18 protein-coding genes and 1 riboswitch are annotated in these 21,678 nt (G+C 61.8%); of the genes, 7 read left to right on the forward strand and 11 right to left on the reverse strand.

Going from position 1 to position 21,678, the window contains the following annotated elements:
* The 4 genes from ABSE61_RS13125 to ABSE61_RS13140 form a co-directional block, all read left to right on the forward strand.
* Positions 1 to 2,844 (forward strand): efflux RND transporter permease subunit (locus ABSE61_RS13125; RefSeq protein WP_423871546.1); only part of this gene is annotated, 2,844 nt, incomplete at its 5' end.
* Between the two features lie 142 nt (positions 2,845 to 2,986).
* Positions 2,987 to 4,183, forward strand: coding sequence for an ABC transporter substrate-binding protein (locus tag ABSE61_RS13130; protein WP_423871547.1), 1,197 nt, complete (start codon positions 2,987 to 2,989; stop codon positions 4,181 to 4,183).
* 253 nt (positions 4,184 to 4,436) lie between these two features.
* The gene (locus ABSE61_RS13135) at positions 4,437 to 5,135 is read left to right on the forward strand and encodes a hypothetical protein (RefSeq protein WP_423871548.1); all 699 of its coding nucleotides are present in this window, start codon (positions 4,437 to 4,439) and stop codon (positions 5,133 to 5,135) included.
* A gap of 147 nt (positions 5,136 to 5,282) precedes the next feature.
* Complete coding sequence (locus ABSE61_RS13140) at positions 5,283 to 6,257, forward strand: LysM peptidoglycan-binding domain-containing protein (protein WP_423871549.1); 975 nt, start codon at positions 5,283 to 5,285, stop codon at positions 6,255 to 6,257.
* Between the two features lie 40 nt (positions 6,258 to 6,297).
* Here the strand turns inward: ABSE61_RS13140 and ABSE61_RS13145 are convergent, their stop codons facing one another.
* The 10 genes from ABSE61_RS13145 to ABSE61_RS13190 form a co-directional block, all read right to left on the reverse strand.
* Positions 6,298 to 6,924: a methyltransferase family protein gene (locus tag ABSE61_RS13145; protein WP_423871550.1), complete on the reverse strand. Its 627-nt coding sequence runs from the start codon at positions 6,922 to 6,924 to the stop codon at positions 6,298 to 6,300.
* 75 nt (positions 6,925 to 6,999) lie between these two features.
* Positions 7,000 to 7,986, reverse strand: coding sequence for an NAD-dependent epimerase/dehydratase family protein (locus tag ABSE61_RS13150; RefSeq protein WP_423871551.1), 987 nt, complete (start codon positions 7,984 to 7,986; stop codon positions 7,000 to 7,002).
* Complete coding sequence (locus tag ABSE61_RS13155; protein WP_423871552.1) at positions 7,983 to 8,546, reverse strand: Mpo1 family 2-hydroxy fatty acid dioxygenase; 564 nt, start codon at positions 8,544 to 8,546, stop codon at positions 7,983 to 7,985. The genes ABSE61_RS13150 and ABSE61_RS13155 overlap by 4 nt, the downstream gene beginning before the upstream one ends.
* A gap of 193 nt (positions 8,547 to 8,739) precedes the next feature.
* Positions 8,740 to 9,132, reverse strand: coding sequence for an MAPEG family protein (locus ABSE61_RS13160; RefSeq protein ID WP_423871553.1), 393 nt, complete (start codon positions 9,130 to 9,132; stop codon positions 8,740 to 8,742).
* 47 nt (positions 9,133 to 9,179) lie between these two features.
* A complete protein-coding gene (locus ABSE61_RS13165) occupies positions 9,180 to 10,268 on the reverse strand; it encodes a lipocalin-like domain-containing protein (RefSeq protein ID WP_423871554.1) in 1,089 nt (362 codons plus the stop codon).
* Entirely contained in the window at positions 10,258 to 12,717 is a 2,460-nt protein-coding gene (locus tag ABSE61_RS13170; RefSeq protein ID WP_423871555.1) for an FtsX-like permease family protein, read from the reverse strand. The genes ABSE61_RS13165 and ABSE61_RS13170 overlap by 11 nt, the downstream gene beginning before the upstream one ends.
* Positions 12,714 to 13,388: an ABC transporter ATP-binding protein gene (locus ABSE61_RS13175; RefSeq protein ID WP_423871556.1), complete on the reverse strand. Its 675-nt coding sequence runs from the start codon at positions 13,386 to 13,388 to the stop codon at positions 12,714 to 12,716. The genes ABSE61_RS13170 and ABSE61_RS13175 overlap by 4 nt, the downstream gene beginning before the upstream one ends.
* A 139-nt stretch (positions 13,389 to 13,527) precedes the next feature.
* Complete coding sequence (locus ABSE61_RS13180; RefSeq protein ID WP_423871557.1) at positions 13,528 to 14,778, reverse strand: MFS transporter; 1,251 nt, start codon at positions 14,776 to 14,778, stop codon at positions 13,528 to 13,530.
* Positions 14,779 to 14,906: 128 nt separating this feature from the next.
* Entirely contained in the window at positions 14,907 to 15,062 is a 156-nt protein-coding gene (locus ABSE61_RS13185; protein ID WP_423871558.1) for a hypothetical protein, read from the reverse strand.
* Positions 15,063 to 15,224: 162 nt separating this feature from the next.
* Positions 15,225 to 17,324, reverse strand: coding sequence for a TonB-dependent receptor plug domain-containing protein (locus tag ABSE61_RS13190; RefSeq protein WP_423871559.1), 2,100 nt, complete (start codon positions 17,322 to 17,324; stop codon positions 15,225 to 15,227).
* A 109-nt stretch (positions 17,325 to 17,433) separates the two neighbouring features.
* Positions 17,434 to 17,633, reverse strand: a riboswitch (cobalamin riboswitch).
* 182 nt (positions 17,634 to 17,815) lie between these two features.
* Here ABSE61_RS13190 and ABSE61_RS13195 point away from each other — a divergent pair.
* From ABSE61_RS13195 to ABSE61_RS13205, 3 genes are read left to right on the forward strand one after another with little or no spacing between them, the layout of a single operon-like run.
* On the forward strand, positions 17,816 to 18,859 hold the full coding sequence (locus ABSE61_RS13195) for a FecCD family ABC transporter permease (RefSeq protein WP_423871560.1): 1,044 nt from the start codon (positions 17,816 to 17,818) through the stop codon (positions 18,857 to 18,859).
* Positions 18,856 to 19,677 carry an ABC transporter ATP-binding protein gene (locus tag ABSE61_RS13200; RefSeq protein ID WP_423871561.1) on the forward strand — a complete coding sequence of 274 codons (822 nt, stop codon included), beginning with the start codon at positions 18,856 to 18,858 and terminating at the stop codon, positions 19,675 to 19,677. Before ABSE61_RS13195 ends, ABSE61_RS13200 begins: the two co-directional genes overlap by 4 nt.
* Entirely contained in the window at positions 19,674 to 20,525 is an 852-nt protein-coding gene (locus ABSE61_RS13205; protein WP_423871562.1) for an ABC transporter substrate-binding protein, read from the forward strand. The genes ABSE61_RS13200 and ABSE61_RS13205 overlap by 4 nt, the downstream gene beginning before the upstream one ends.
* Before the next feature lie 109 nt (positions 20,526 to 20,634).
* Here the strand turns inward: ABSE61_RS13205 and ABSE61_RS13210 are convergent, their stop codons facing one another.
* Positions 20,635 to 21,675: an MBL fold metallo-hydrolase gene (locus ABSE61_RS13210; protein WP_423871563.1), complete on the reverse strand. Its 1,041-nt coding sequence runs from the start codon at positions 21,673 to 21,675 to the stop codon at positions 20,635 to 20,637.
* Positions 21,676 to 21,678: the final 3 nt, after the last annotated feature.

Raw genomic sequence — 21,678 nt, forward strand, 5'->3', positions numbered from 1 at the left:
CAGGTGCTGGTCCAGAACCGGGTCGCGATTGCGACGCCGCAACTGCCGGACGACGTTCAGCGCAATGGCGTGGTGACGCGCAAGAACAGCCCCGACATCCTGATGGTCGTGTTCATGTTGTCGCCCGACGACACCTTCGACCAGCTCTATATCAGCAACTATGCGCTGCTTCAGGTGCGCGACCAGTTGCTTCGGCTTGACGGCATCGGCGACATCCAGATTTTCGGCGCGCGCGATTATTCCATGCGCCTGTGGCTCGACCCCGACAAGATCGCCAATCTCGGGCTGACGGCCGGCGACGTCTTGACCGCCATCCGCTCGCAGAATTTGCAGATTGCAGGCGGCCAGCTGGCGGGACCGCCGATCGCGGACCGCGCCTTTCAGCCCAATCTGACCTTTACCGGGCGTTTGAAGAATATCAGGCAGTTCGAAGACATTCTCGTCAAAGCCGGCAGCGATGGCCGCACCGTGCGGCTGCGCGACGTAGCGCGGATCGAGCTCGGCGCACTCGACTACACCACTAACAGCTTTCTCTTGCGCAAGACCGCCGTGGCGATGCTGGTGACCCAGCGCCCGGGCTCGAACGCTCTTGCCACCGCCAAGAACATTTCCGATGCGATGGTCAAGCTGAAGGCGAACTTCCCCAAAGGGCTCGACTACAACATCGGCTACAACCCGACCGAGTTCATCGCGCAATCCGTCAACGAATTGATCAAGACCATCTACGAGGCGATGGTCCTGGTCGTCATCGTTGTGCTGGTTTTCCTGCAAGGATGGCGCCCGGCGATCATCCCGATCGTGGCGATTCCGGTATCGCTCGTCGGTACATTCGCCGCGATGGCCGCGCTCGGCTTCGCCATCAACAACTTGACCCTGTTCGGTCTCGTGCTCGCGGTAGGTATCGTGGTCGACGACGCGATCGTGGTGGTGGAGAATGTCGAGCGGCATCTTCGCGACGGCTTGAGCAAGCGTGATGCGGCGCTGCGCACGATGGAAGAGGTCGGCGGCGCGCTGGTGTCGATCGCGCTGGTATTGTGTGCGGTGTTTGTACCCACCGCGTTCCTTGGCGGCATTTCCGGGCAGTTCTTTCAGCAATTCGCCATCACGATTGCGGTCGCGACCGCAATTTCATGCTTCTGTTCGCTGACGCTGTCGCCGGCGCTCGCGTCGCAGATCCTGGTGGCGCATCAGGAGAGGCGGGAGCCCGCACGCTGGAATATCCTTGCGCGGGGCTGGGGAGCCTTCACCGGCGTTTTCAATCGTGCCTTCGACCGGCTGTCGCATGGCTATGGCAGCGCCGCCGCCTTCGTGATCCGGCATTCGACGGTGATGCTGTTGATCTATGTGGCGCTGATCGGCAGCGCGGGCTGGTTGCTGGCGACGACGTCGCAGGGATTTATTCCGGCTCAAGACCGCGGATACATCATCGTCTCCGCGCAATTGCCCGGCGCGGCCTCGCTCGCGCGCACCACCGAGATTGTCCGTGAGATCGAAAGGATTGCGCTCGACACGCCCGGCATCGTCCGCGTGGCGGCGTTCGCCGGCCTTTCCGGCGCGACGCGAACACAGTCCGGCAACGCGGCCGCGCTGTTTCCGGTCTTCGACGAACCGGAAGCGCGTCTGAAGAAGGGCCTGACGGCGAACGCGATCACAAGCGAGTTGCGGAAACGGCTTTCCGTGATCGAAGGCGCGTTCATCATCGTCATTCCTCCGCCGTCGATTCCCGGCATCGGCACCGGTGGTGGTTTCACCATGCGGATCCAGGACCGGCAGGGTCGGGGAGCGGAATTGCTCGCGGCGGCGACCGATGAGCTGGTCGCGGCGGCGCGCCGGACACCGGGACTGACGTCGGTGTTCTCACCCTATTCAGCCAACACGCCGCAGGTTTTCGTGGATATCGATCGCATCAAGGCGCAGAAACTCGGCGTGCCGATCCAGAACGTGACGGATGCGGTCGAAACCTATTTCGGCTCGACCTATGTCAACGACTTCAACATCCTCGGCCGGACCTATCACGTCACCGCGCAGGCCGACCTGCAATTCCGCAAGGAGGCGGCCGACCTGGCGCGCCTGCGCACACGCAATGCCGCCGGCAACATGGTGATGCTGGGCAGTGTGGTGGATTTCCAGGATATCGCGGGGCCGGATCGGGTCGCGCGCTATAATCTCTACTCGGCCTCCGAGCTTCAGGGAGAGCCGACACCGGGAACGAGTTCAACCACGGCGATCAACATCATGAAGCGCTTGGCGGAGGAGACCTTGCCGAGCGGCTTCTCCTACGACTGGACTGATTTGTCCTACCAGCAGGTCAATGGCGCCAATGCGGGCCTTTATGTCTTCCCGATCTGCGTGCTGTTCGTATTCCTGGTACTGGCGGCGCAGTATGGCAGCTGGACGCTACCTTTCGCGGTGATCCTGATCGTGCCGATGTGTCTGCTGGCGGCGACGCTCGGGGTGCGCATCATGGGACAGGACGTCAATATCCTGACCCAGATCGGCTTTGTGGTGCTGGTGGGGCTGGCCGCGAAAAACGCCATCCTGATCGTCGAGTTCGCGCGTGACATCGAGCTCGAGGGCCGGCCTCGTCTGGAAGCGGTGATCGAGGCCTGCCGATTGCGCTTGCGTCCGATCCTGATGACGTCGTTTGCCTTTATCCTCGGCGTGCTGCCGCTGGTCGTCTCGTCAGGTTCGGGATCGGAAATGCGTCAGGCGGTCGGAGTGGCCGTGTTTTTCGGCATGCTCGGCGTTACGCTGTTCGGGCTCGTGTTCACGCCGATCTTCTACGTGATCGTGCGCAATCTTGCGGATGGATCGCAGCGGAAGACGCAGGCCGAGCCTGGCTGAAACGTGATTAACGACATTCTCTGGCCGTTGCCACGGAGGCCGCGCCTCCGCGACCCTACTTTTGGCTCATTCCAGGTGGGTGGGCAGGGCTAAGGTTATAAAATAAGCTGCACGTCATAAAACAAAATCGGGAGAGGCCCAAATGAGAGCGAAACTATTGCCGGTCGCTATTGCCGCTTGCGGCCTGATGCTGGCGGCGCCGGCCTCGGCGCAAGGCGTCAAGATCGGAATCTTGAACGACCAGTCCGGCGTTTATGCCGATTACGGCGGCAAGGGTTCGTTCGAAGCCGCCAAAATGGCGATCGAGGATTTCGGCGACAGTGTGCTGGGCCAGAAGATCGAGATCATCACGGCCGACCATCAGAACAAGCCCGACCTCGCCACCAGCATCGCACGGCGCTGGTATGAGGTCGAAGGCGTCGACATGATCACCGAGCTGACGACGTCCTCGGTCGCGCTTGCGGTGCAGGGACTGTCGCTGGAGAAGAAGAAAATCGACATCGTCGTGGGGGCCGCGACCTCGCGCATCACCGGCGATGCGTGCACGCCCTACGGCTTTCACTGGGCCTTCGACACTCATTCGCTCGCGGTCGGCACTGGCGGTGCGCTGGTGAAAGCAGGTGGCGACAGCTGGTTCTTTCTGACCGCGGACTATGCCTTCGGCTACTCGCTGGAAAAAGACACCAGCGATATTGTCCAGGCAAACGGCGGCAAGGTGGTGGGCTCGGTCCGTATCCCGCTCAATTCGTCGGACTTCTCCTCCTTCCTCCTGCAGGCGCAAAGCTCGAAGGCCAAGATCGTCGGGCTCGCCAATGCCGGCCTCGATACCACGAACTCGATCAAGCAGGCGGCGGAATTCGGCATCGTGAAGAGCGGTCAGAAACTCGCAGGCCTCTTGATGACGCTGGCCGAGGTGCATGGCCTCGGTCTTGAAGCCGCCCAAGGCCTCGTGCTCACGGAAGGCTTTTACTGGGACCAGAGCGACAAGACCCGCGCGTTCTCGGAGCGCTTCTTCAAGCGAACCGGCCGCATGCCCAACATGATCCAGGCCGGCACTTACTCGGCGACGCTGCAATATCTGAAAGCGGTGAAGGCGGCCGGCACCAAGGATTCCGACGCGGTTGCCAAGAAACTCAAAGAGCTTCCGGTCGATGATGTGTTTGCCCAGGGTGGCAAGGTGCTCGAAAACGGCCGCATGGTGCACGACCTCTATCTGTTCGAGGTCAAGAAGCCCTCCGAATCAAAGAGGCCCTGGGATTACTACAAGCAACTCGCGGTGGTTCCCGGCGACAAGGCGTTCTTCAGTGCCAAAGAGAGCGGCTGTCCGCTGACGAAGTGATCGAAGGCGCCGTTAATACGGCCATGTGACGCGGCGCCATTTTGACGCCGTATCAAGGGCGACGTCCACAAAGGAACTTCTGCCAAAAAGCCTCGGCAAAAAGCGTGCGTGTTCCCGAGGGGTAACGGGGCACGCGCGGTGTTGCAATCGTGTCACGCCACGTGGATTAAATCGCAATCTCACACTGCCTTTTATTGCAGATGCGAGCATGCCGGGGCTACGTTCCGGCCACCAAATTTCTCCCGAGGGAACCATGACATCATCCGGCGTCACCACGAAGTTTTTCAGCGTGCTCGGTTTGTCCGCGCGATGGTGGTTGCGCTCCCTGAAGCCTGCGGCCCTGGCGATCGCGCTGTTCGCTCTTCCAGCCTTGACGACCGCAAGCCATGCCGTGCCGGCGTCTGGTGCCAGCGGCGTGCACGTCTATCTCTTGCGCGGCGTGCTCAACGTCTTCTCGCTCGGCCTCGATGGCATCGCTTCCAAGCTGGAAGCCCAGGGCATTCCTGTCACGATCACCAACTATCTTGGCTGGTCGGCTCTCGCCGACGAGGCCGCGGCCGACTACCGGAGTGGAAAAATCCACACCATCATTCTGGTTGGGCACTCCTCGGGCGCGACGGTGCTGCCCGACATGGTGGCGCGTCTCAGTCAGCAGGGCGCGCCGGTGAAGCTCGCGATTGGACTTGATTCAGTATTTCGCACCAGCCTGTCCGGCCGCGTCGGACGATACGTCAATTACTATATCGGCAACGGCAATGGCGAGCCGGTCGCACCGACGAAGCAACTGCATGGGACGCTTGAGAACGTGAACGTGTCGAATGTTCCCGGCGTCGGGCATCTCACGATCGAAAAGAGCGAGATCATGCAGCGGCGGGTGATCAGCGATATCGATGCCGTGGCTTTCGGCAGCCGCCCCAGGGAAGTATCCGCGGCACCCATTCTGGCTCGATAAACTATCGCCGCCACGCGCGGCGGCCTCTCGGATCCGGCAATTTGCCTTATCGGCGCTGCAAGGTGCCACAATTCTACCAACTCGGCTGACCAAAAAGGGCACTTCGCGCGCATCGGCCGCGTCAATAAAGCCCTTTGGATGCCGCTCATGCCGGCGTCCGACACCGGGCTCTCAGCGTTAGGATGGTTTGTGGAGCGGTTGATCAATCCGGCGCGAGTTGCAGTGGCCCTTGCCGGGGCACTGCTATGGACCTCGCTATTTGACGGTGGCCTCAATCCGGCGGCGGCCGATCCGGCCGCGACCGAGACATTGATATCGCCGCCGCCTCCTGGATTATCGACGACTGCCCGGCACCCACGGGTTTATCTGTTCCGCGGCGCGCTCGGGCCCATTTTCTCGCGCGGGATGGATAGCCTCACCGAACGTCTTGAAGACGCCGGCATCACCGCCAACGTCTACGAATTCACTATCTGCCGCCTGATCGCGGCCCAGGCGGTTCACGAGTATCGGGAAAATCCCGAGCCGATCGTCCTGATCGGGCATTCGATGGGCGGCCTCTGTGCTGTGATCTTTGCGGAGATTCTCGAGGGCGAAGGCATCCGCGCGGATCTGGTCGTCGCCATCGATCCCGCTCATGCGACGAACGACGTCCCGCTGAATGTCGATCGTTTCATCAACATCTTCCTGTCCAAGAGTGTGCTCGGCGGCGGTGACGTCAAGCCGAAGTCCGGATTCCGGGGCCACTATGCGAGTTTCGACCTTTCGCAGCATGACGAAGTTTCGCACATCAATATCGAGAAGATGGATACGGTGCAGCAGCAACTTGTGACCAAAGTCCTTCAGCTAGCGACGGCAAAGGCCCAGGGTGACACCGTCCAGATTCGTTATGTCGTTCCCGCAAAAGCACCCGTCGAGCTCTGGGACAGCGGAACGTCGGTGTTTGCCCGGCCCGGCGACAGCCTGCAATCGATCGCGACCGCCTATCATGTGCCGCTGTGGTCGGTCACCCAGGTCAACAAAGGCGCGGAACGTGCGCCGCTGGTGCCGGGCGAACGCGTCATCGTTCCGCGTCATATCGAGCCGGTTGTCGAGGTTTCAGAGCCGGTGCCGCCGAAACATTGATCGGCGGCCGGAATGCTCTCACGGCATCGAGCCGCAAAGTTCAGCGCTGCGGCAGGAACGGCACCAGCATCGGAACGCGTTGACAGTAAGGACCATAGGCATCCGCGCCGAGTTCGGTCGAGAGGAAGCCTTCTTCCATGCGCGCCTTTTGCCAGAGCCCAAAAGCGATTAGGGCGGTGCCGAGTAACGCGGTTGCGGTTCCCACCGCAATGCCGGTTCCGATCATGGCGCCGATCAGTCCGGTATAGATCGGATGGCGAACCATCCCGTAAGGACCGGTGTCGATGACGCGGTGGCCTTCCTTGCGCGTGATGGCGTTCGACCAGAAACGCCCGAGATGAATCCGCGCCCACCAGGTGAACAGGCAACCGGCGGCAGCGAGGACCGCCAGGATGTAGGTGCCGGTGGTGCCGACTTGCCACAGCGGCTTCTCGCCAAGGACGGTCGCCGTCCAGGGCGTCAACAGGATGGCGCCGATCAGGATGGGAATGCGGTAAGCCCGCGAGTCCCAGGTCCTCACATGCTTTTCGGTTCGCCCCGAGAAGAACGAGCCTATCAGCCAGCTCAAGAGCCATGCAGCCCAGATCAAGGCCAGCAATGCGGTGGGCCAGGTTGCGGTCCATCCGCTCCATACGAAAGCGATAATCGGATTTGTCTCGTTCATCATGCGTGACCTTATATTCCCGATTGGATGGTGCTGGCAAATGGCGAAAAAGCGCAGGCAAAGGAGGCGCTTACCGCCTCAAGACGCTTCGGGAGTGCTGAGCAGATACGCAATGGTATCGCGCAACGCCGGTTCGATCGGGCGCGGCATGTAGCCGAGCTCATTTCGGGCTTTCTCGATCGACAAGTCCGTCGCTCGCAATGCGATCCGCACACCTTCTGCCGTGCCGGCCGGCGGCCGGTGTGTCACGTGGTCTGCAACGAATTCCAGCATGGTGGCGGCGGCCTCTGCGATCTTGCCGGGGACCGGAATAGCGAGAGAGCGGCGGCCGCTGATCGTTGTCATCAGCTTCAAAATCTTGCCCAACGAAATGCTCTCACCGCCGAGAATGTAGCGGTGGCCGACCTGCCCGCGTTCCATCGCCAGGACGAGGCCCGCGGCGACATCGCGCACGTCTACCAGGTTCACGATGAAATCGAGATACATCTGAACGCGCCCGTGCAGAAATTGCCGGAGCATGGCGGTCGGAGGTGTAAGGTTGTGGTCGTGCGGTCCGATCGGCATGGTCGGCGTGCCGATGACCAGCGGAAAGCCTGCCGCGGCCGCCTGTGCTGCCGATTGCTCCGCCAGCATTTTCGAACGCGTATAAACGCCCGGCATTTGCTGCGGCGGCAACAGGCTGCGTTCGTCAGAGGCCTCCTTCAATGAGGGCGGCCTGAACAGAATGGATTCAGTCGAGCAATGGAGAAAGCGGGCCGTGCCGCGTTTGCGGGCCGCCGCAATAACGACCTCGGTGCCTTGAAAATTCACCGCATGGAAATCGCCCTTCTGGGGTAGCCACATACCCGGAAGGCCGGCAAGATGATAAACGTCTTCGACGTCCCGCAGCGTGTCATCGACCAGCGCCGAATCCAGCACTGAACCCGAGATATATTCGACGCCGGGGATCGCACAGACCGGCGGCCGGCGATCAAGCACGCGGACCTTTTTTTCGCGCGCCACCAGCGCCGACACAAGGTGCTGCCCAATGAAACCGGTACCGCCCGTGACAAGTACGCTGGTCATGAACGTGGCAGCGGTTCGACCTGATGTTTGTTGGCAAGGGGTGAGGGGTCGCGCTGCGCTTGCGGTGGAGCGGTCTGGATAATGGCTGCCAGATCGCGCCGGAACCCGAGCGCGATGAACAATTTCGCCATCACAAACATCGGCCCCAGCAGAAGATGAGTCGGGTTATCGACGAGGGCCGGCTGGCGCTGCTCGAAGACGCGGTGCCCGACCACCTGGAAGCCGATGCCGATGACGATCAACATGGCCGTGACAGACCAGATCACGGTGAGGCTCGCATGGCTTACGACGAATGCGGCGGCTGAAAGCAGCACGACGGCGGCGCCGAGAATCGCGGCGCCGATCGCAGCATCGAGCACCAGCCAATAAGCCAGCACCGGCAACACCATGATCGGCGCGAGTGTCGTGTGCACGCCGAGTGCGCCAATCGGCCACAGGCTGAGCGGAAGAATGGCGGCGAAGAACAACGCGATGATACCAAAAACATGCATCGCGCAGTTCCAGGGATCACGATGATACTCGACGTAATCCGCAAGTTGGTGCTTGAAAAAGGCACTCATGGAGTGGGCTCACTACCTTCGCGCGGAAACGATTCAGGGGCTGATGTCGAAAAATGAGGCGGGGCAGCCTGCTGCTATAAAAGCTACTTAAACTTGGCATATGGCTGAAGTCAAATAGCGGTCCAAGCCCTCGTTCCGGCAGGATTTTTTTGATTTATTGAAAATTGCGAGCATGGGATGCGGCGGTTTCGGTTCACGGATGAATCAGGCGCCACAAAATGGCTCCAGTCGCGCCCAGCCAGAGGATAATGGCGGCACCTCCCTGGATCGCAAAACCAGGTCCGCGTTTGTTGGCGGCCTTTGCGTAACCGGTCATGTAGAGCACACGTCCGACAATCCAGACGACGCCGAGCGCGGCCGCGATCGCATCGCTGATGTAAATCGCAAACAGCCAGAGCGCGGGCAGGAAGATCGGCAGCCATTCCAGCGTATTCATGTGGACGCGGAAAACACGTTCGAAGTCCGGATTGCCCGATATGGCCGGCGCCTTGACTCCATAAGCTTCACGTGCCTTTCCGACCTGAAAGCTGAATAGCAAATACATCAGGGTCGCGAGGCAGGTGACGAGGGCGGTGAGATGAAACATGGCGCGCTGATCCCTTGTGGTTCTCTTGGGCTTCCGAAAGGCCGCCTTCAGTAACCCGTCATCTCCAGATAACCAACCCCGTTGTGACTCCCGGAAAAGCCGATCGGCCCCTCCCAGTAGGGAAAGCGCGTTCCCATCCAGCATTTTGGATTCACCGGCGCGCATGAAATCGTCAGCGCCAACGACGGGATCGCAATGTCCCAGCTGGTCGGGATGCTGCGTCCGGCAATGCCGGTCGAAGCCTTCGGTGTCATGACAATCTCGGAAGAGATGATTGGCCGGCCATTCCCATCCGGCGAGAACCACTTGCCGGAAAGGAAGGAATGGCCATCGGTCCTGCGCAGCCGAAACAACATGAGTTTCTCGCCGCCGTTGAAATGCAGTGACAGCCAGTCCCACCCCGTCTGATCGGAAGCCAGCGGCTGGCTGCTCCATTCGCGGTCCATCCAGGCTTGTCCGGTGACTTCGATCGGTCTGTCATCGATGGTGATGTGGCCCGCCGCCTTGAAATAAGGTTGGCTGTAATAATAGGACGCCTGTCCCTGCTCGGATTTGACGCTGTAGCCGTCCTCGCCCTGCAAGACCAAAGGGCGATCTGTCTCGAGGCGCAGCGTGTAGGTGAAATCGGGTCCCGCCGCGTTGAGTTCGAGCGGCGAAAGAGTGCCGTTGTTCAGTCCCTCTCGGCCGCGCATTTGCCAGGCGTCGATCCAGGCATGAAAGGGCGTGGCTTCAACATCTGCCTGTCCAACGCCGCCGCGCGCGAAGGTCTCGCTGAAGCGGTGGGTATCGGCGCGCGTGACCGCCGCGTGCCCCATCCAGATCTGCTGATTGGCCCAGCCTCGTTGTTGTGCTCCTGAAGACATGGCTTGGCGGAACAGCGTCCATTGCGCGCCGTAGCTTGATCCCGTTGCATCGGTAAGGTTTGCCGTCACGTACCACCACTCAATGCGAAACTCGGGATGCGGGCCATGATCGGCGGGAAAGATCAGCTTTCGACCCGGGATAACAGGCGCAAAGCCCTGGCCGTTCATGCCGAGCCCGGCAAAGCCCTGCGCCCGCGCAGCCTTTTGCGCTGACGCCAGCAGCAACCCGCCGCCGGCAAAAGCACGGCGTGACAATCTGAAGTCACCGCTCATCGGCGAAGACCTTGATCAGCGCGGCGGGCTGCAACCGCATCAGTTTGAAAACCGGAATCGCCGCGGCGGCGAGCGAAGCCACGGTCGCCACCGCAAGAAGCTCGGCCAGTTGCAGCGGAAACACGTGAAACGGCAGGCGCCAGCCGAACGCCTTCACGTTCACCACCGCGATCAGACACCACGCGACCAACAGGCCCAGCGGCAGCGCAAGCAGGGCCGTGATCAAGGCGGCCGACATCGTTTTGAGAAGCTCGATCATCGCCAACTGACGTCGCGTGATCCCGATCGCCCATAACGGCGCGAGTTGCGGCAGGCGGGAATTGCCAAGCGTGAGCAGGCTCGTCAAAAGCGCGATGCCGGCAACACCGAGCGTAAAGGCATTCAACGCGGCGGTCACCGCGAAGGTCCGGTTGAAGATGCGTTTGGATTCCGCCTTCAGCGTCGCCTGGTCGATCAGGTTGCGTTCATCCAGTCCGAATTTCTCCCGCAACGCCGACATCAGGGCGGGAATGACGGCGGGCTGCACGCGCAAGCCGATTCGCGTCAGCGGGGTATTCGGAAAGTAACGGGTCAGCGCGGCGAAGTTGACCGCGATCTGTGCTTTAGGATTGCCGTAATCGGCATAGATGCCGACCACGCGAATTTTCCAACTTCCGGCCGGAGTCGGCACCTCGACCGTATCGCCGGTCGAAAGCTTCATGCGCTCGGCGAGTTGTTCGCTGATGAACGCGGCATCGCCCGCCACAAGCCGCGCCCAGGCATTCGGGGAAGATCGCAGCAAGGGCCAGCGATCGCGATAGGTCGCATGATCGGGAAGGCCGAAAACCTCGAGCGGTGCACCGGCGAATTGGGTGTCGGCCCGGCCGCCGGGCAGGATCGCGGTGACGTCGCGCCGCTCGCGCAGCCACGCAGTGATGGCTCTGGCCTGCGCGTCATCCGGTGCATTGAGGTAGAGATCGGCCGCGAGCCGCCCGTCGAGCCAGCCGATGAAAGTTCGGCTGAAGGTTTCAACCATGGTGCCGACGCCGACATTGACCGATAGCGCGAGCAATAACGCCATCAGCGCCAGCGATAATCCCGAAAGCTGCTGGCGGCTGTCGGCCCAGAACCATGTCGCAAGTGCGCCACGTGCTTGCCGTTGGCCGCCCGTTAGCGCCAGTTCCAACATCAGGGGTAACGCGAGCGCAGCGCCAAGCATGATCGCCGCCAGCACCGCAAAACCCGCCAGCAGCGAATCGCCGAACCAGAAGAATCCTAAGGCTACGACGAACACCGCCATGGCTGCGATCGCTTGAAGAACCACCCATCGCCGTTGCGCCTGATGCCAGGCTTGAGGCTGGGCCGCCGCGAGCACGGACAGGCGGCTTGCCTTCCACAGGCTTTGCGTCGCGGCCAGGAGCGCGCCGACGACACTGATGAGGAGGCCCGCGATCCACCATTGCGGCTGAAGCGAGAGCTGCCCCGGAATTTGCGCGCCATAAAGTCCGCGCAGCGATGCGGCGACATCCGGCAATAGCGCGGCCGCGATCAGATAACCGCCGACCATCCCCAAAAATCCGGCGGCGAGGGCGAAGAAAATCAGCTCGATCACCAATACCGTGTTGAGCTGCCGCGCAGACACGCCGCAAGCGCGCAAGGTCCGCAACATCGGCAGGCGTTGCTCGAATGCGAGCCCAATCGCCGAGTTGACGATGAACAGCCCGACGAAAAACGAAAGCAGGCCGAACGCCGTAAGGTTCAAATGAAAACTGTCGGTGAGGCGCTCCAGATCGCTCTCCGCATCGGGCTCGATCAGGCGCAGCCGATCGCCCGCAATCGATTCCAGTGTCGCTCGCGGGCCCCTGGCCTTGCCGACAAGCAAGCGCGAAACCTGATCGGGCATTTTCAGCAGCCGCTGAGCGATGCCGATATCGACCACCATCACGCCCGGCGCGAGTTGCGCCGCCACGCGAAGCGGCGGCAAAGCGACGTCGCTACTGATTTGCGGAGAGGCGCCTTCGCTCAAACCGAGTTCGGCCAGCGTCTCAGACGCTAGACGCGTCTCTCCCGGCGGCATGACGAAGGCCTGCAAATCGCCGCCGATGGCCGGCGTATCGCCGACGTTGGCCGGAAGGGTCACGGGTTCGATACCAAGCAGACGAAATATTCTGCCGCCGACCTGGATCCGGCCTTCGAGGACCGGCGATACCGGCCAGCCGGCGCGGCGGAGCTCGACAAAAAGTTGCTGCGAGAAAGCAACACCGTTGCGGGACACCAGCGCGGCAGTACGGACCCCGCCGAACGCGGCGGCCGCCCGATCGTAGCTGGTCCGCGCCTGCAGGTTCAGCGCCTGCACCCCGCTCCACAGCGCGATCGCCGAGGCGAGGCCTATCATAAGCGTTGCGAATTGCATCGGATGCCGCCGCCAGTGGCTGAGCAGCACGGCCAGAATCCAGGTGGGCCGCCTCACGCGATCAATCCCGCGCTGAGATGGATATGACGATCCAGCGTTGCGGCCAGCCGGGTCGAATGAGTCACCATCAGAAGGCCGCAGCCGGTTTGTGCGACAAGGTCGCGGGTGAGCGACAGCACGTCGTCGGCGGTGGCTTCATCGAGATTGCCGGTGGGCTCGTCCGCAAGCAGGAGCGCAGGCTTGACCGCCAGCGCCCGGCCGATCGCGACCCGTTGCTGTTGGCCGCCGGACAGTTGTTCGGGATAGCGGTCGAGGAAGGCGGCCAATCCCAGCCGCTCCGCAAGCTCGTTTTGCCAGGCTGCGTCGTGGCGTCCGGCAATACGGGATTGGAAAGCCAGATTGTCTCGCACGCTCAGGCTTGGAATCAGGTTGAACTGCTGGAAGACGAGACCCAGCCGGTCGCGTCGCATCGCCGCAAGGGCCGCTTCGTTGAGCTGCGAGACCGATGCTCCGGCAACATCGATCTCGCCGCCATCGGCGCGATCGAGTCCTGCGACCAGATGCAACAGCGTGCTCTTGCCGCTGCCGGATTCGCCGGTCAGCGCGACCCGCTCGCCGGCCGCGATCTCCAAATTGACCCCGCGCAGAACGGCTATTCGCTCGCCGGCCGCCGAATAGGCCTTGGTCAGGTTGCGGACGCTCAGCACGATCTCTTTGTCAGCCGTCATGCGAAGCGATGCACCCTCAATACCTCTTCAAGGCTCATTCAGCATAGCAATACCACAGGGGGAGATCACGGTCCCGAATGCAACGGCGACACGATCGTGAAGGTGGGCTTACGATAGAGGCTGTGGCGCAAAGCCGCGCTTAAGACACGGATTTGGCTGCCTGCCCGGACGGGCTGCTTTTCGGATTTCGCTCGGTGGCCAAGGCCAACAGGACCGTGAGCACCATGAACACGACCGAGGTGCCGAATACCCAATGCGGGAGGTTCTTGTCCATGATCCAGCCAAACAACAACGGGCTGATGATGCCGCCGATATTGAAGCCGGTCGAGACGATGCCGAACGCCCGGCCGGCGGCGCCTGGAGGGGCGGCATTGCGGACCATCATGTCGCGCGAGGGAGCGATCACGCCGCCGAGGAATCCGGCCAGCGCCATCGCGGCTGTCAGCAACAACGGCGGCAGACTGGTGGTCGCCACAATCAGCAGGATCACGGCATTGACCGCAAAGCAGGCGGCTGCGACCTGTCCATGACGCTCGGTCAAGTCGGCGAGATATCCGCCCGCCAGAACGCCTATCGCGCTCGCGCCCAGATAGGCGGTGAGCGCAAGGTTGGCGGCGGAGAAGGTCGCGCCATATCCGCTCATCATCGCCACGACACCAAAATTGGCGATTCCGGCGTTGGACAGGCTTAGCAGCAGGAAGAAAACCGTTAATACGATAAGCGCTGGCGTGATGACGTTTTGCCTGGGTGGGTTGGCGCTGTTTGTTTTTCGATTCGTGGCGCCGGCATCGGGAATGCCGACGCCGAGAAGAAAAAGCGCCACCAGCGGGCCGGTCGTCCCCGCCACGATCAACGCGCCATGGCCACCGACGATGGCCACCAAGCCTGCCACGATCGCGGGCGCCACCGCGCCTCCGAGAAATCCGGCAAAGGTGTGAATCGAAAACGCGCGGCCCATGCGTGCCTCGTTCATATGCGCCGAGAGGATCGCGTAATTGGCCGGGTGATACACGCTGTTGGCCAATCCTAACAGTGCGGCGCTGACGAGCAGCGAGGGGTAGCTCAAATGCAGCCCGAGTGCGATCAGCGCGGCGCCGCCGAGGCAAAGGCCCATCAGCAGAATTTTCCGCGCGCCTAGATGATCCGCGACATAACCGATCGGGGCCTGGGTCAGGCCGGAACTCACGGCAAAAACCGTCAGCGCGAAACCGAGTTCGACATAGCCGACGTTGAGCTGCTGCTTCAGGAACGGAAACAGCATCGGCAGCACGAAAATGTGGAAATGGCTCACCCAATGGGCGACGGATATCGCGCCCAGCGTGCGGAGCTGTTCGTCTTTAGCGGTCTGCGGTGATGTCGCATGTTGCGGTGCGGCCAGAATGTCGGCCATTTCAGGCATTTCCTCGCTTTTTGGGCGGGAAAATATCGGTCCTTCCGGTTACTTGTCCATGAATATGGCTGCATGGCAGCCCTTAGAGAGCGGCTGCCCCCGGGCTTCACAAAACGGCTTCTCGCCTCTCAAAGCGGCTGATCGTCTTCGCTATAGCGGTCCTGCTTGGGCGTCGCGATATCGCCGTCTTCGACGTCGTCGTCATCTTGGGGCGGAGGCTCTGGCTTGCGTGGCTTGCCGCCCGCTTTGCCCGAAGGTTGCTCTTGCTTGCCGGCTCCGCCCATGTCGTGCTCGTTGGTTGGCTCGGTTCATCCGATCAGAACGTCACGCCGGCCTTTAGCATGAAAGTGCGGCCGGGCAGCGGGTAGGCGCCGAATGCTCCCGGTGTGAACGCGCTCGCGATAGCGCAGTCATAGTATAACAGGTTGAACACGTTATTGCCGCGCTTACTTGACCGCGTAGCTCGCGAAGCGGATGCCGCCGAACACGCCAAGTCCCGGTGCAAGGAACCCGGTCGGGTTCTGGTAGTGAACATTGGCGACGTTATCGATCCGACCAAACACCTTGAGCTGATCGTTGATCGCGTAATCGGCTCGAAGATTCACGGTCGTGTATCCCGGCGCAATTACGGGTGCAAATGTTACGCGGTCAACATCGGTCCAGTCGCTGACCCGAAGCACGGTTGCCGACAGCGTGAGCGGGTCGATCGGATTCCAGATCGTTGTGACACTGAACTTTTCCTTCGGCCGGCGTTCCAGTTGCAGCCCGGTGCTGGCATCAACGGCTCGTGTGACGGTATAATCCGCCCGCACCTTGACACGGTCGATAATGTTGGCGGTGATGAAGCTCTCGGTGCCTTCGGTGATCGCTTGGTCGACATTGATAAGGGTGGTGCCGGCGGCGTTGGAATTGATCAGGTCCGTGATGTCGTTTTTGAAGTAAGTCGACCCAAACCGTATGCGGTCGTTGAACAAAGGTTGTTCGAAGCCGATATCGGCGCCCCGGCTTTGTTCGGGCTTCAGGTTCGGGTTGGCAAAGAAGCCGAAATCGGGAAAGTTCTGGAAAAGCTGGCTGAGGGTTGGCGCCTTGAAGCCGGTCCCGTAGCTTGCCTTGATTGTGGTCTCGGTGAAGGGAACGATCACGGCGGGCGCGACCCGATAGGTCATGTGATCGCCGAAACTGTCGTTATCGTCCTGGCGAATATTGGCGGTCAGGAAAAAACGCTTGGCGAAATTCGACTGCCATTCGACGAAACCTGCCTGATTGCCGGTCTGCGCCGAGAAACCTGTCGTGTCGATCCGGGAGTCTTCGCGCTCAAGCCCGACGACAAGATCTTGTCCGGTCGCGACTTGGGTCACGCTATGCCAATCGAATTTGAGCCGGTCGCCGCTTGTGATGCTCGAAACCGGGTCGAACGGGCCCTGGTCCGAGTCCCAATAATGGGAGTAGTTCGCTCCGAAATAGTTTTTGATACGGCCGTCGAACAGCGACAAGACGGCTTCTTCACGCCCGAAGAACTCGTGGACGCCCTGTCGGCTTTGCGCGGCGTCTGGCAACGAGGTGAAGTTCGGACCAGGCGTATTAGTTCCCGTAAAGAGCAGTGTTGACTCAGTATAGCGCAGCACCGAATTCCACGTCAGGTACTCGTTGAGATCGACGCCGGTTTTAGCCGAGTAGGTCATGTTGTCGTAGTTATTTCCGTTCGCCTGCTGCCCGGGGGGCAGCAGTTGGAGTGGCGTAACGGGCACGTCGCTGGCCTCTAGATGGGACACGCTGAAAGCGTAATTGAAATTGTCCTGCGAGCCGCTGACGCCGACGCTCTGGTTGAAGGTGCCGAATGAGCCGGCCTCGTTCGATGCCGTCCAGCGCGCGGGCCCTTCACCCTTTTGCGTGATGATCGAAATGACGCCGCCGATGGCGTCGGAGCCGTAAAGACCGCTTTGCGGTCCGCGCAATACTTCGACTTGGGCCGCGTCGCCGATGAGGAGATGCGCAAGGTCGATCGCGCCGTTCGGTGTGGTGGGGTCGCCGACGTCGATGCCGTCGATCAGGATCTTGGTGTGGTTGGAATTGGTGCCGCGTAAGAAAACGGAAGTCTGCCCGCCGGGCCCACCGCTCTGAACGATATTCAGCCCGGGCACCGTGTTCAGGACGTCAGGTAGCGTACGGTATTGCTGGGTTGCGATATCCTGGGCGGAGATGGCCGTGACCGAGTTCGCGACCTGGTTGGTCGGAGTTACGATTCCCGTCGGGCTGACGACGGTGGGGGCCGTGTTCGGAATACCTTGCTGCGCGGTTGTAGGCTTCTCTGCCGGCTTCTGCTGGTTCGGCTTGGCGGCAGCCTGTCGCGGTTTCGGCTTCTGTGCGGCCGGAGGTTGCGTGGTTTCCGGCTTCTTGGGTGGGCCGACTTCGATGGGTGGCAGCAGATCGGGCGAAGCCGATTGCTGCGCATGCGCGGCTGAAATTGCGAACGGAGAAAGCGGGATCAGCACGGTCGACGCGAGCCACAGGCTGCGCCGGGCACAGGCATTGATGATAGGACGCATGGTCGGACCTCGGAGTGACGTCAGTGGCACGTCACAGCGAACGAAGTCTCACCACGCTGTCCCCAGCCTAGTGAAGCTAATGCCTGTACTCCCCGACCGGCATCCTCGCGTGTGACCACGTATGACGGCAGGTCTCCTGGCTCGCGGGTCGTTACCTTTCGTCGCCTTCCCGGGACCGAGTTTCCCAGTGGCATCTGACGAAAGATTCACCGCTTACAGTTGCGGGGGCAGCCGCGGCTTTGGAGGATTCTCTCCGCACCGCATTCCCTCTTGATCCTCGTGAGAGGAACCGTCGGAGCCATCTAGGAGGGGGCCGGCGAAAGAGTCAATGCCGGGCGCCCGGTTGCGCGATGGCGGTACGCATTTTGTTCGCTCGCTGTCTCCTGCTCGACACGGCCGCTTGTACCAGCCTTTATTCGCTGTATGAGCATAGGCCTTGGCAGGCTTGGGCGACGAAAACGTCGCGCCTTTTTGGACGTGTTGGACGCGCGATGAGCGGTACGAACGTAATGGCGGGGAGCGATGGCGAAGCGCGCTGGCGGAGTAGCGTGACGGTTTCGCTGTTCGTTCTGGTCATAGCGCTGTTTCTCGCCTCGCTCGGCATTGGGGCGGTGCGTCTTTCGCCATGGGCCGTGGTCGATGCCCTGTTCGGCGGCGGCACCGACGTCGCGCAGGTAATCGTCCGCGAGATCCGGCTGCCGCGTGCCGTGCTGGGCGTAGCGATCGGTGCGATGCTCGGCCTTTCCGGTGCGGCATTGCAGGGTCTGTTGCGCAATCCGCTGGCGGCGCCGTCGCTGTTCGGCGCCCCGCAATCGGCGGCGTTCGGCGCCGTATTGATTATCGCGCTCGGCCTCGCTGATGTGCGCTCCTATGCGTTGCCGTTGGCCGCGATCGCTGCCGCCTTCCTGTCGGTCTTCATGCTTCTCGCCATCGCCGGGCGCAATGCCGGGCTCCTGATTCTGATCCTGGCGGGGCTCGCATTGTCGAGCCTTGCGGGCGCGGCGACCGCGCTGGTGATGAATCTGTCGAGCAATCCGTTTCTGGTAATCGAGATCACGTTCTGGCTGCTCGGCTCGCTGGACGACCGCAGCTTTCGCCATGTCGCGTTGGCGCTGCCCTTTATCATCGCGGGCGCGATCATCCTGTTCAGCCAGCGTAACGCCTTCCGCGTACTTAGCCTCGGCGAGGAGACCGCGCAAAGTCTCGGCGTCGATGTCGCCCGTTTGCGGTTGTGGGTGGTTTCCGGCGTCGCGCTCGGCGTCGGTGGGTCGGTCGCCGTATCCGGCACCATCGGCTTCATTGGTCTCGTTGCCCCGCACTTGGTGCGGCCTCTGATCGGGCAAGACCCGGCGCGGCTGTTGCTGCCGAGTGCGCTCACCGGCAGCGCGTTGCTGCTCGCCGCCGATATCGCCGTGCGTATCATTCCCTCGACCAGCGACATCAAGGTTGGCGTACTGACCTCGATCATCGGCGTGCCGTTCTTTTTCTACCTCATCATGCGCGAGAGACGCTCATTGGGCGGGGGCGTCGCATGACGGGGCAGGCTTTCCTGACGGCGCAAGGTCTGAGCGTGCGGCTCGCCGGCAGGACCGTGCTGCGCGATGTCTCGCTGGGGTTGTCCAAGGGGCATCTGGTCGCGCTGGTCGGGCCCAACGGCGCGGGAAAAACCACACTGCTGCGAGCGCTGGCAGGGCTCGTGCCCTGCGAAGGTATTATCCATGTCGAAGGCGACGTTTTGTCGACGCTGACGTTGCGGGAGCGCGCGCGCCGCTTTGCCTATTTGCCGCAAGGCCACATCGTCCATTGGTCGTTGCCGGCGCGCGATATTGTCGCTTTGGGGCGCTATCCGCATGGCGCAACCGACCCCGCGCGTCTGACGCCGAAAGATGCGGAAGCCGTGACGCGGGCGATGCAGGCCGCCGACGTGACCGATCTCGGCGAGCGCCCGGTCACGGAATTATCCGGCGGCGAGCGCAGCCGGGTGGCGCTGGCGCGGGTATTCGCGGTCGAGGCGCCTGTCATTCTCGCCGACGAGCCGACGTCGTCACTCGATCCGCGCCATCAGCTCGACGTCATGGAAACGCTGCGCATGGCGGCTGACAGCGGCGCGCTCGTGATCGTGGTGACCCACGATCTCGGTCTTGCCGCGCGATTTGCCGATACCGTGCTGGTGTTGTCGGAAGGCCGATTGGTGTCGCAAGGCGCAGCCAGCCAGGCGTTGACGGATAGTGTGATGGCGGACGTGTTCCGGGTCAGTGCCTATCGCGCTGAATATCGGCACGAAGCGGTGATCGTGCCGTGGGAAAAAAATACGGACCAGAATTCGGACAAAAATCCGGAACCGTCCACATGAGCCCGAGGGCGGGGGCGGCGCTTGCGGCATGGTGCGTCATTTTATGGTGCATCGTATTGCCAGCGCCGGCTTCGGCCGCGGACTTGCCTCGCATCGCGTCGATGAATTTGTGCACGGATCAATTGTTGATCTCGCTCGCCGACCCCAAACAGATTCTGGGCCTCAGCCGTTACGCGCACGAGCGCTTTGAATCCTTTGCCGCCGATGACGCGACGCAATTTCGGATTTTGTCGGGCGGCGCGGAAGATATTCTTCTACTCCATCCGGACGTCGTGGTCGCGAGCCTTTACGACAAGCGATCAACGCGGGAGTTGTTGAAAGAAAATGGGCTTCATCTCGCTGAATTCGCCGTGCCGCGCAATCTCGACGAGGTCAAGGCGCAGATTCGCGAAATGGGCGATCTCGTCGGTCATCCCGACCGTGCCAGCGCCGAGGTCTCACGGCTGGACGATGCAATCGCGCAAGCGCGCGAGACGGTGTTGCAGCATCGCTACAAGGTGTTGCCGTTGTCGCGGCGCGGCTGGGTCACGGGCAGTGATAGCCTGCTCAGCTCGCTGCTGGCCGAGACCGGACTTTTCAATGCAGCCGGCGACCTCGGCATTGGCTTCGGCGGCTATGCCTCGCTCGAAGCCATCGTGAACTTGCAGCCCGATTTCATCGTGGTTGCGGATGCAAGCGAGCGCGCCGAAGACGACGGCCACGCTTTCCTGCTGCATCCCGCGCTGGAGCGGCTTTATCCGCCGTCGCGGCGTATCGTGATTCCGGACCGGCTGACGGTATGCGGAGGCGTGATGATCGCCGATGCGCTGGATCAGCTGGTCAGCGAGTTGAAGCGGGTCGAGCGATAGGATCGGTGCCTCACCCCGAGGGGCGGTCGTAAAGACCGCGTCTCGAAGGGCCACAACGTCTCGTCCTTCGAGACGCGCGAAGTCGCGCTCCTCAGGACGAGGAAGGTCTCTAGCCCGTCAGTACCGGCCCTCCGGCCTTTTTCCAGGCATCGATGCCGCCGGCAATATGGGCCGGATGGGTCAGCCCGGCTTCCTTCGCGGCGGCGACTGCCATCGCCGAGCGTTCGCCATAGGCGCAGAAGAAGACGATGCGCCGCCCGGTCGCGGTCGCGACTTCGCGCAACATCCCGCCAGGCTTGAGGCTGTCGCCGATCGCTGGATATGGCGCGTGCAGCGCGCCGGGCAAAGTGCCATGCTTGGCGCGCTCGGCTACCTCGCGCAAGTCGACCAGAAGAATATCGGGACGGCCGAGACTTTCGATCGCCTCGCGCGCGGTGAACGCCAGTCCTTGCTTGGCCAACTCATCCTGATGCAGGCCGACATGTATGTTGGCCGGCACCGCGACATCCATCATTTTCGGATTGGGCAGCTTCAAATTATTCATCAGCTCGACATATTCGTCGACCGAGCGCACCTGCAGCCGCGGATTGTGGCGCTTCTCCTCGCCGATGGTGGAGACGGTGTCGCCTTTATAGTCATGGGCGGGAAACACCATGGTTTCTTCCGGCAGCTTCAACAGCCGGTTGAAAATCGACTCGTATTGCGCCCGCGCGCTGCCGTTCTGGAAATCGGTGCGGCCGGTGCCGCGGATCAGAAGCGTATCGCCGGTGAAAACCCGATCTGCCATCAGATAGCTGTAGGAATCGTCGGTGTGGCCGGGCGTGTACATCACATCGAGCGTAATGCCCTCGATCGTTACCTTGTCGCCGTCGGCGACCCGCATCGCCACGACGTCGGCTTTGGTCTGCTCGCCCATGATGGTGACGCAGTGGGTGCGGTCGCGCAGCTCGCCGAGCCCTGTCACATGGTCGGCGTGCAAATGCGTATCCACGGCCTTGACCAGTTTGAGGTCGAGTTCGCGCAACAGCTGGCAATAGCGATCGACCCGATCGAGAACGGGATCGAGGATCATGGCCTCGCCACCTGCGCGGCTTGCCAGGAGATAGCTGTAGGTGCCGGAGACGCTGTCGAACAGCTGACGAAAGATCATGCC

Source organism: Bradyrhizobium sp. (assembly GCF_049519115.1).
Lineage (GTDB): Bacteria > Pseudomonadota > Alphaproteobacteria > Rhizobiales > Xanthobacteraceae > Bradyrhizobium.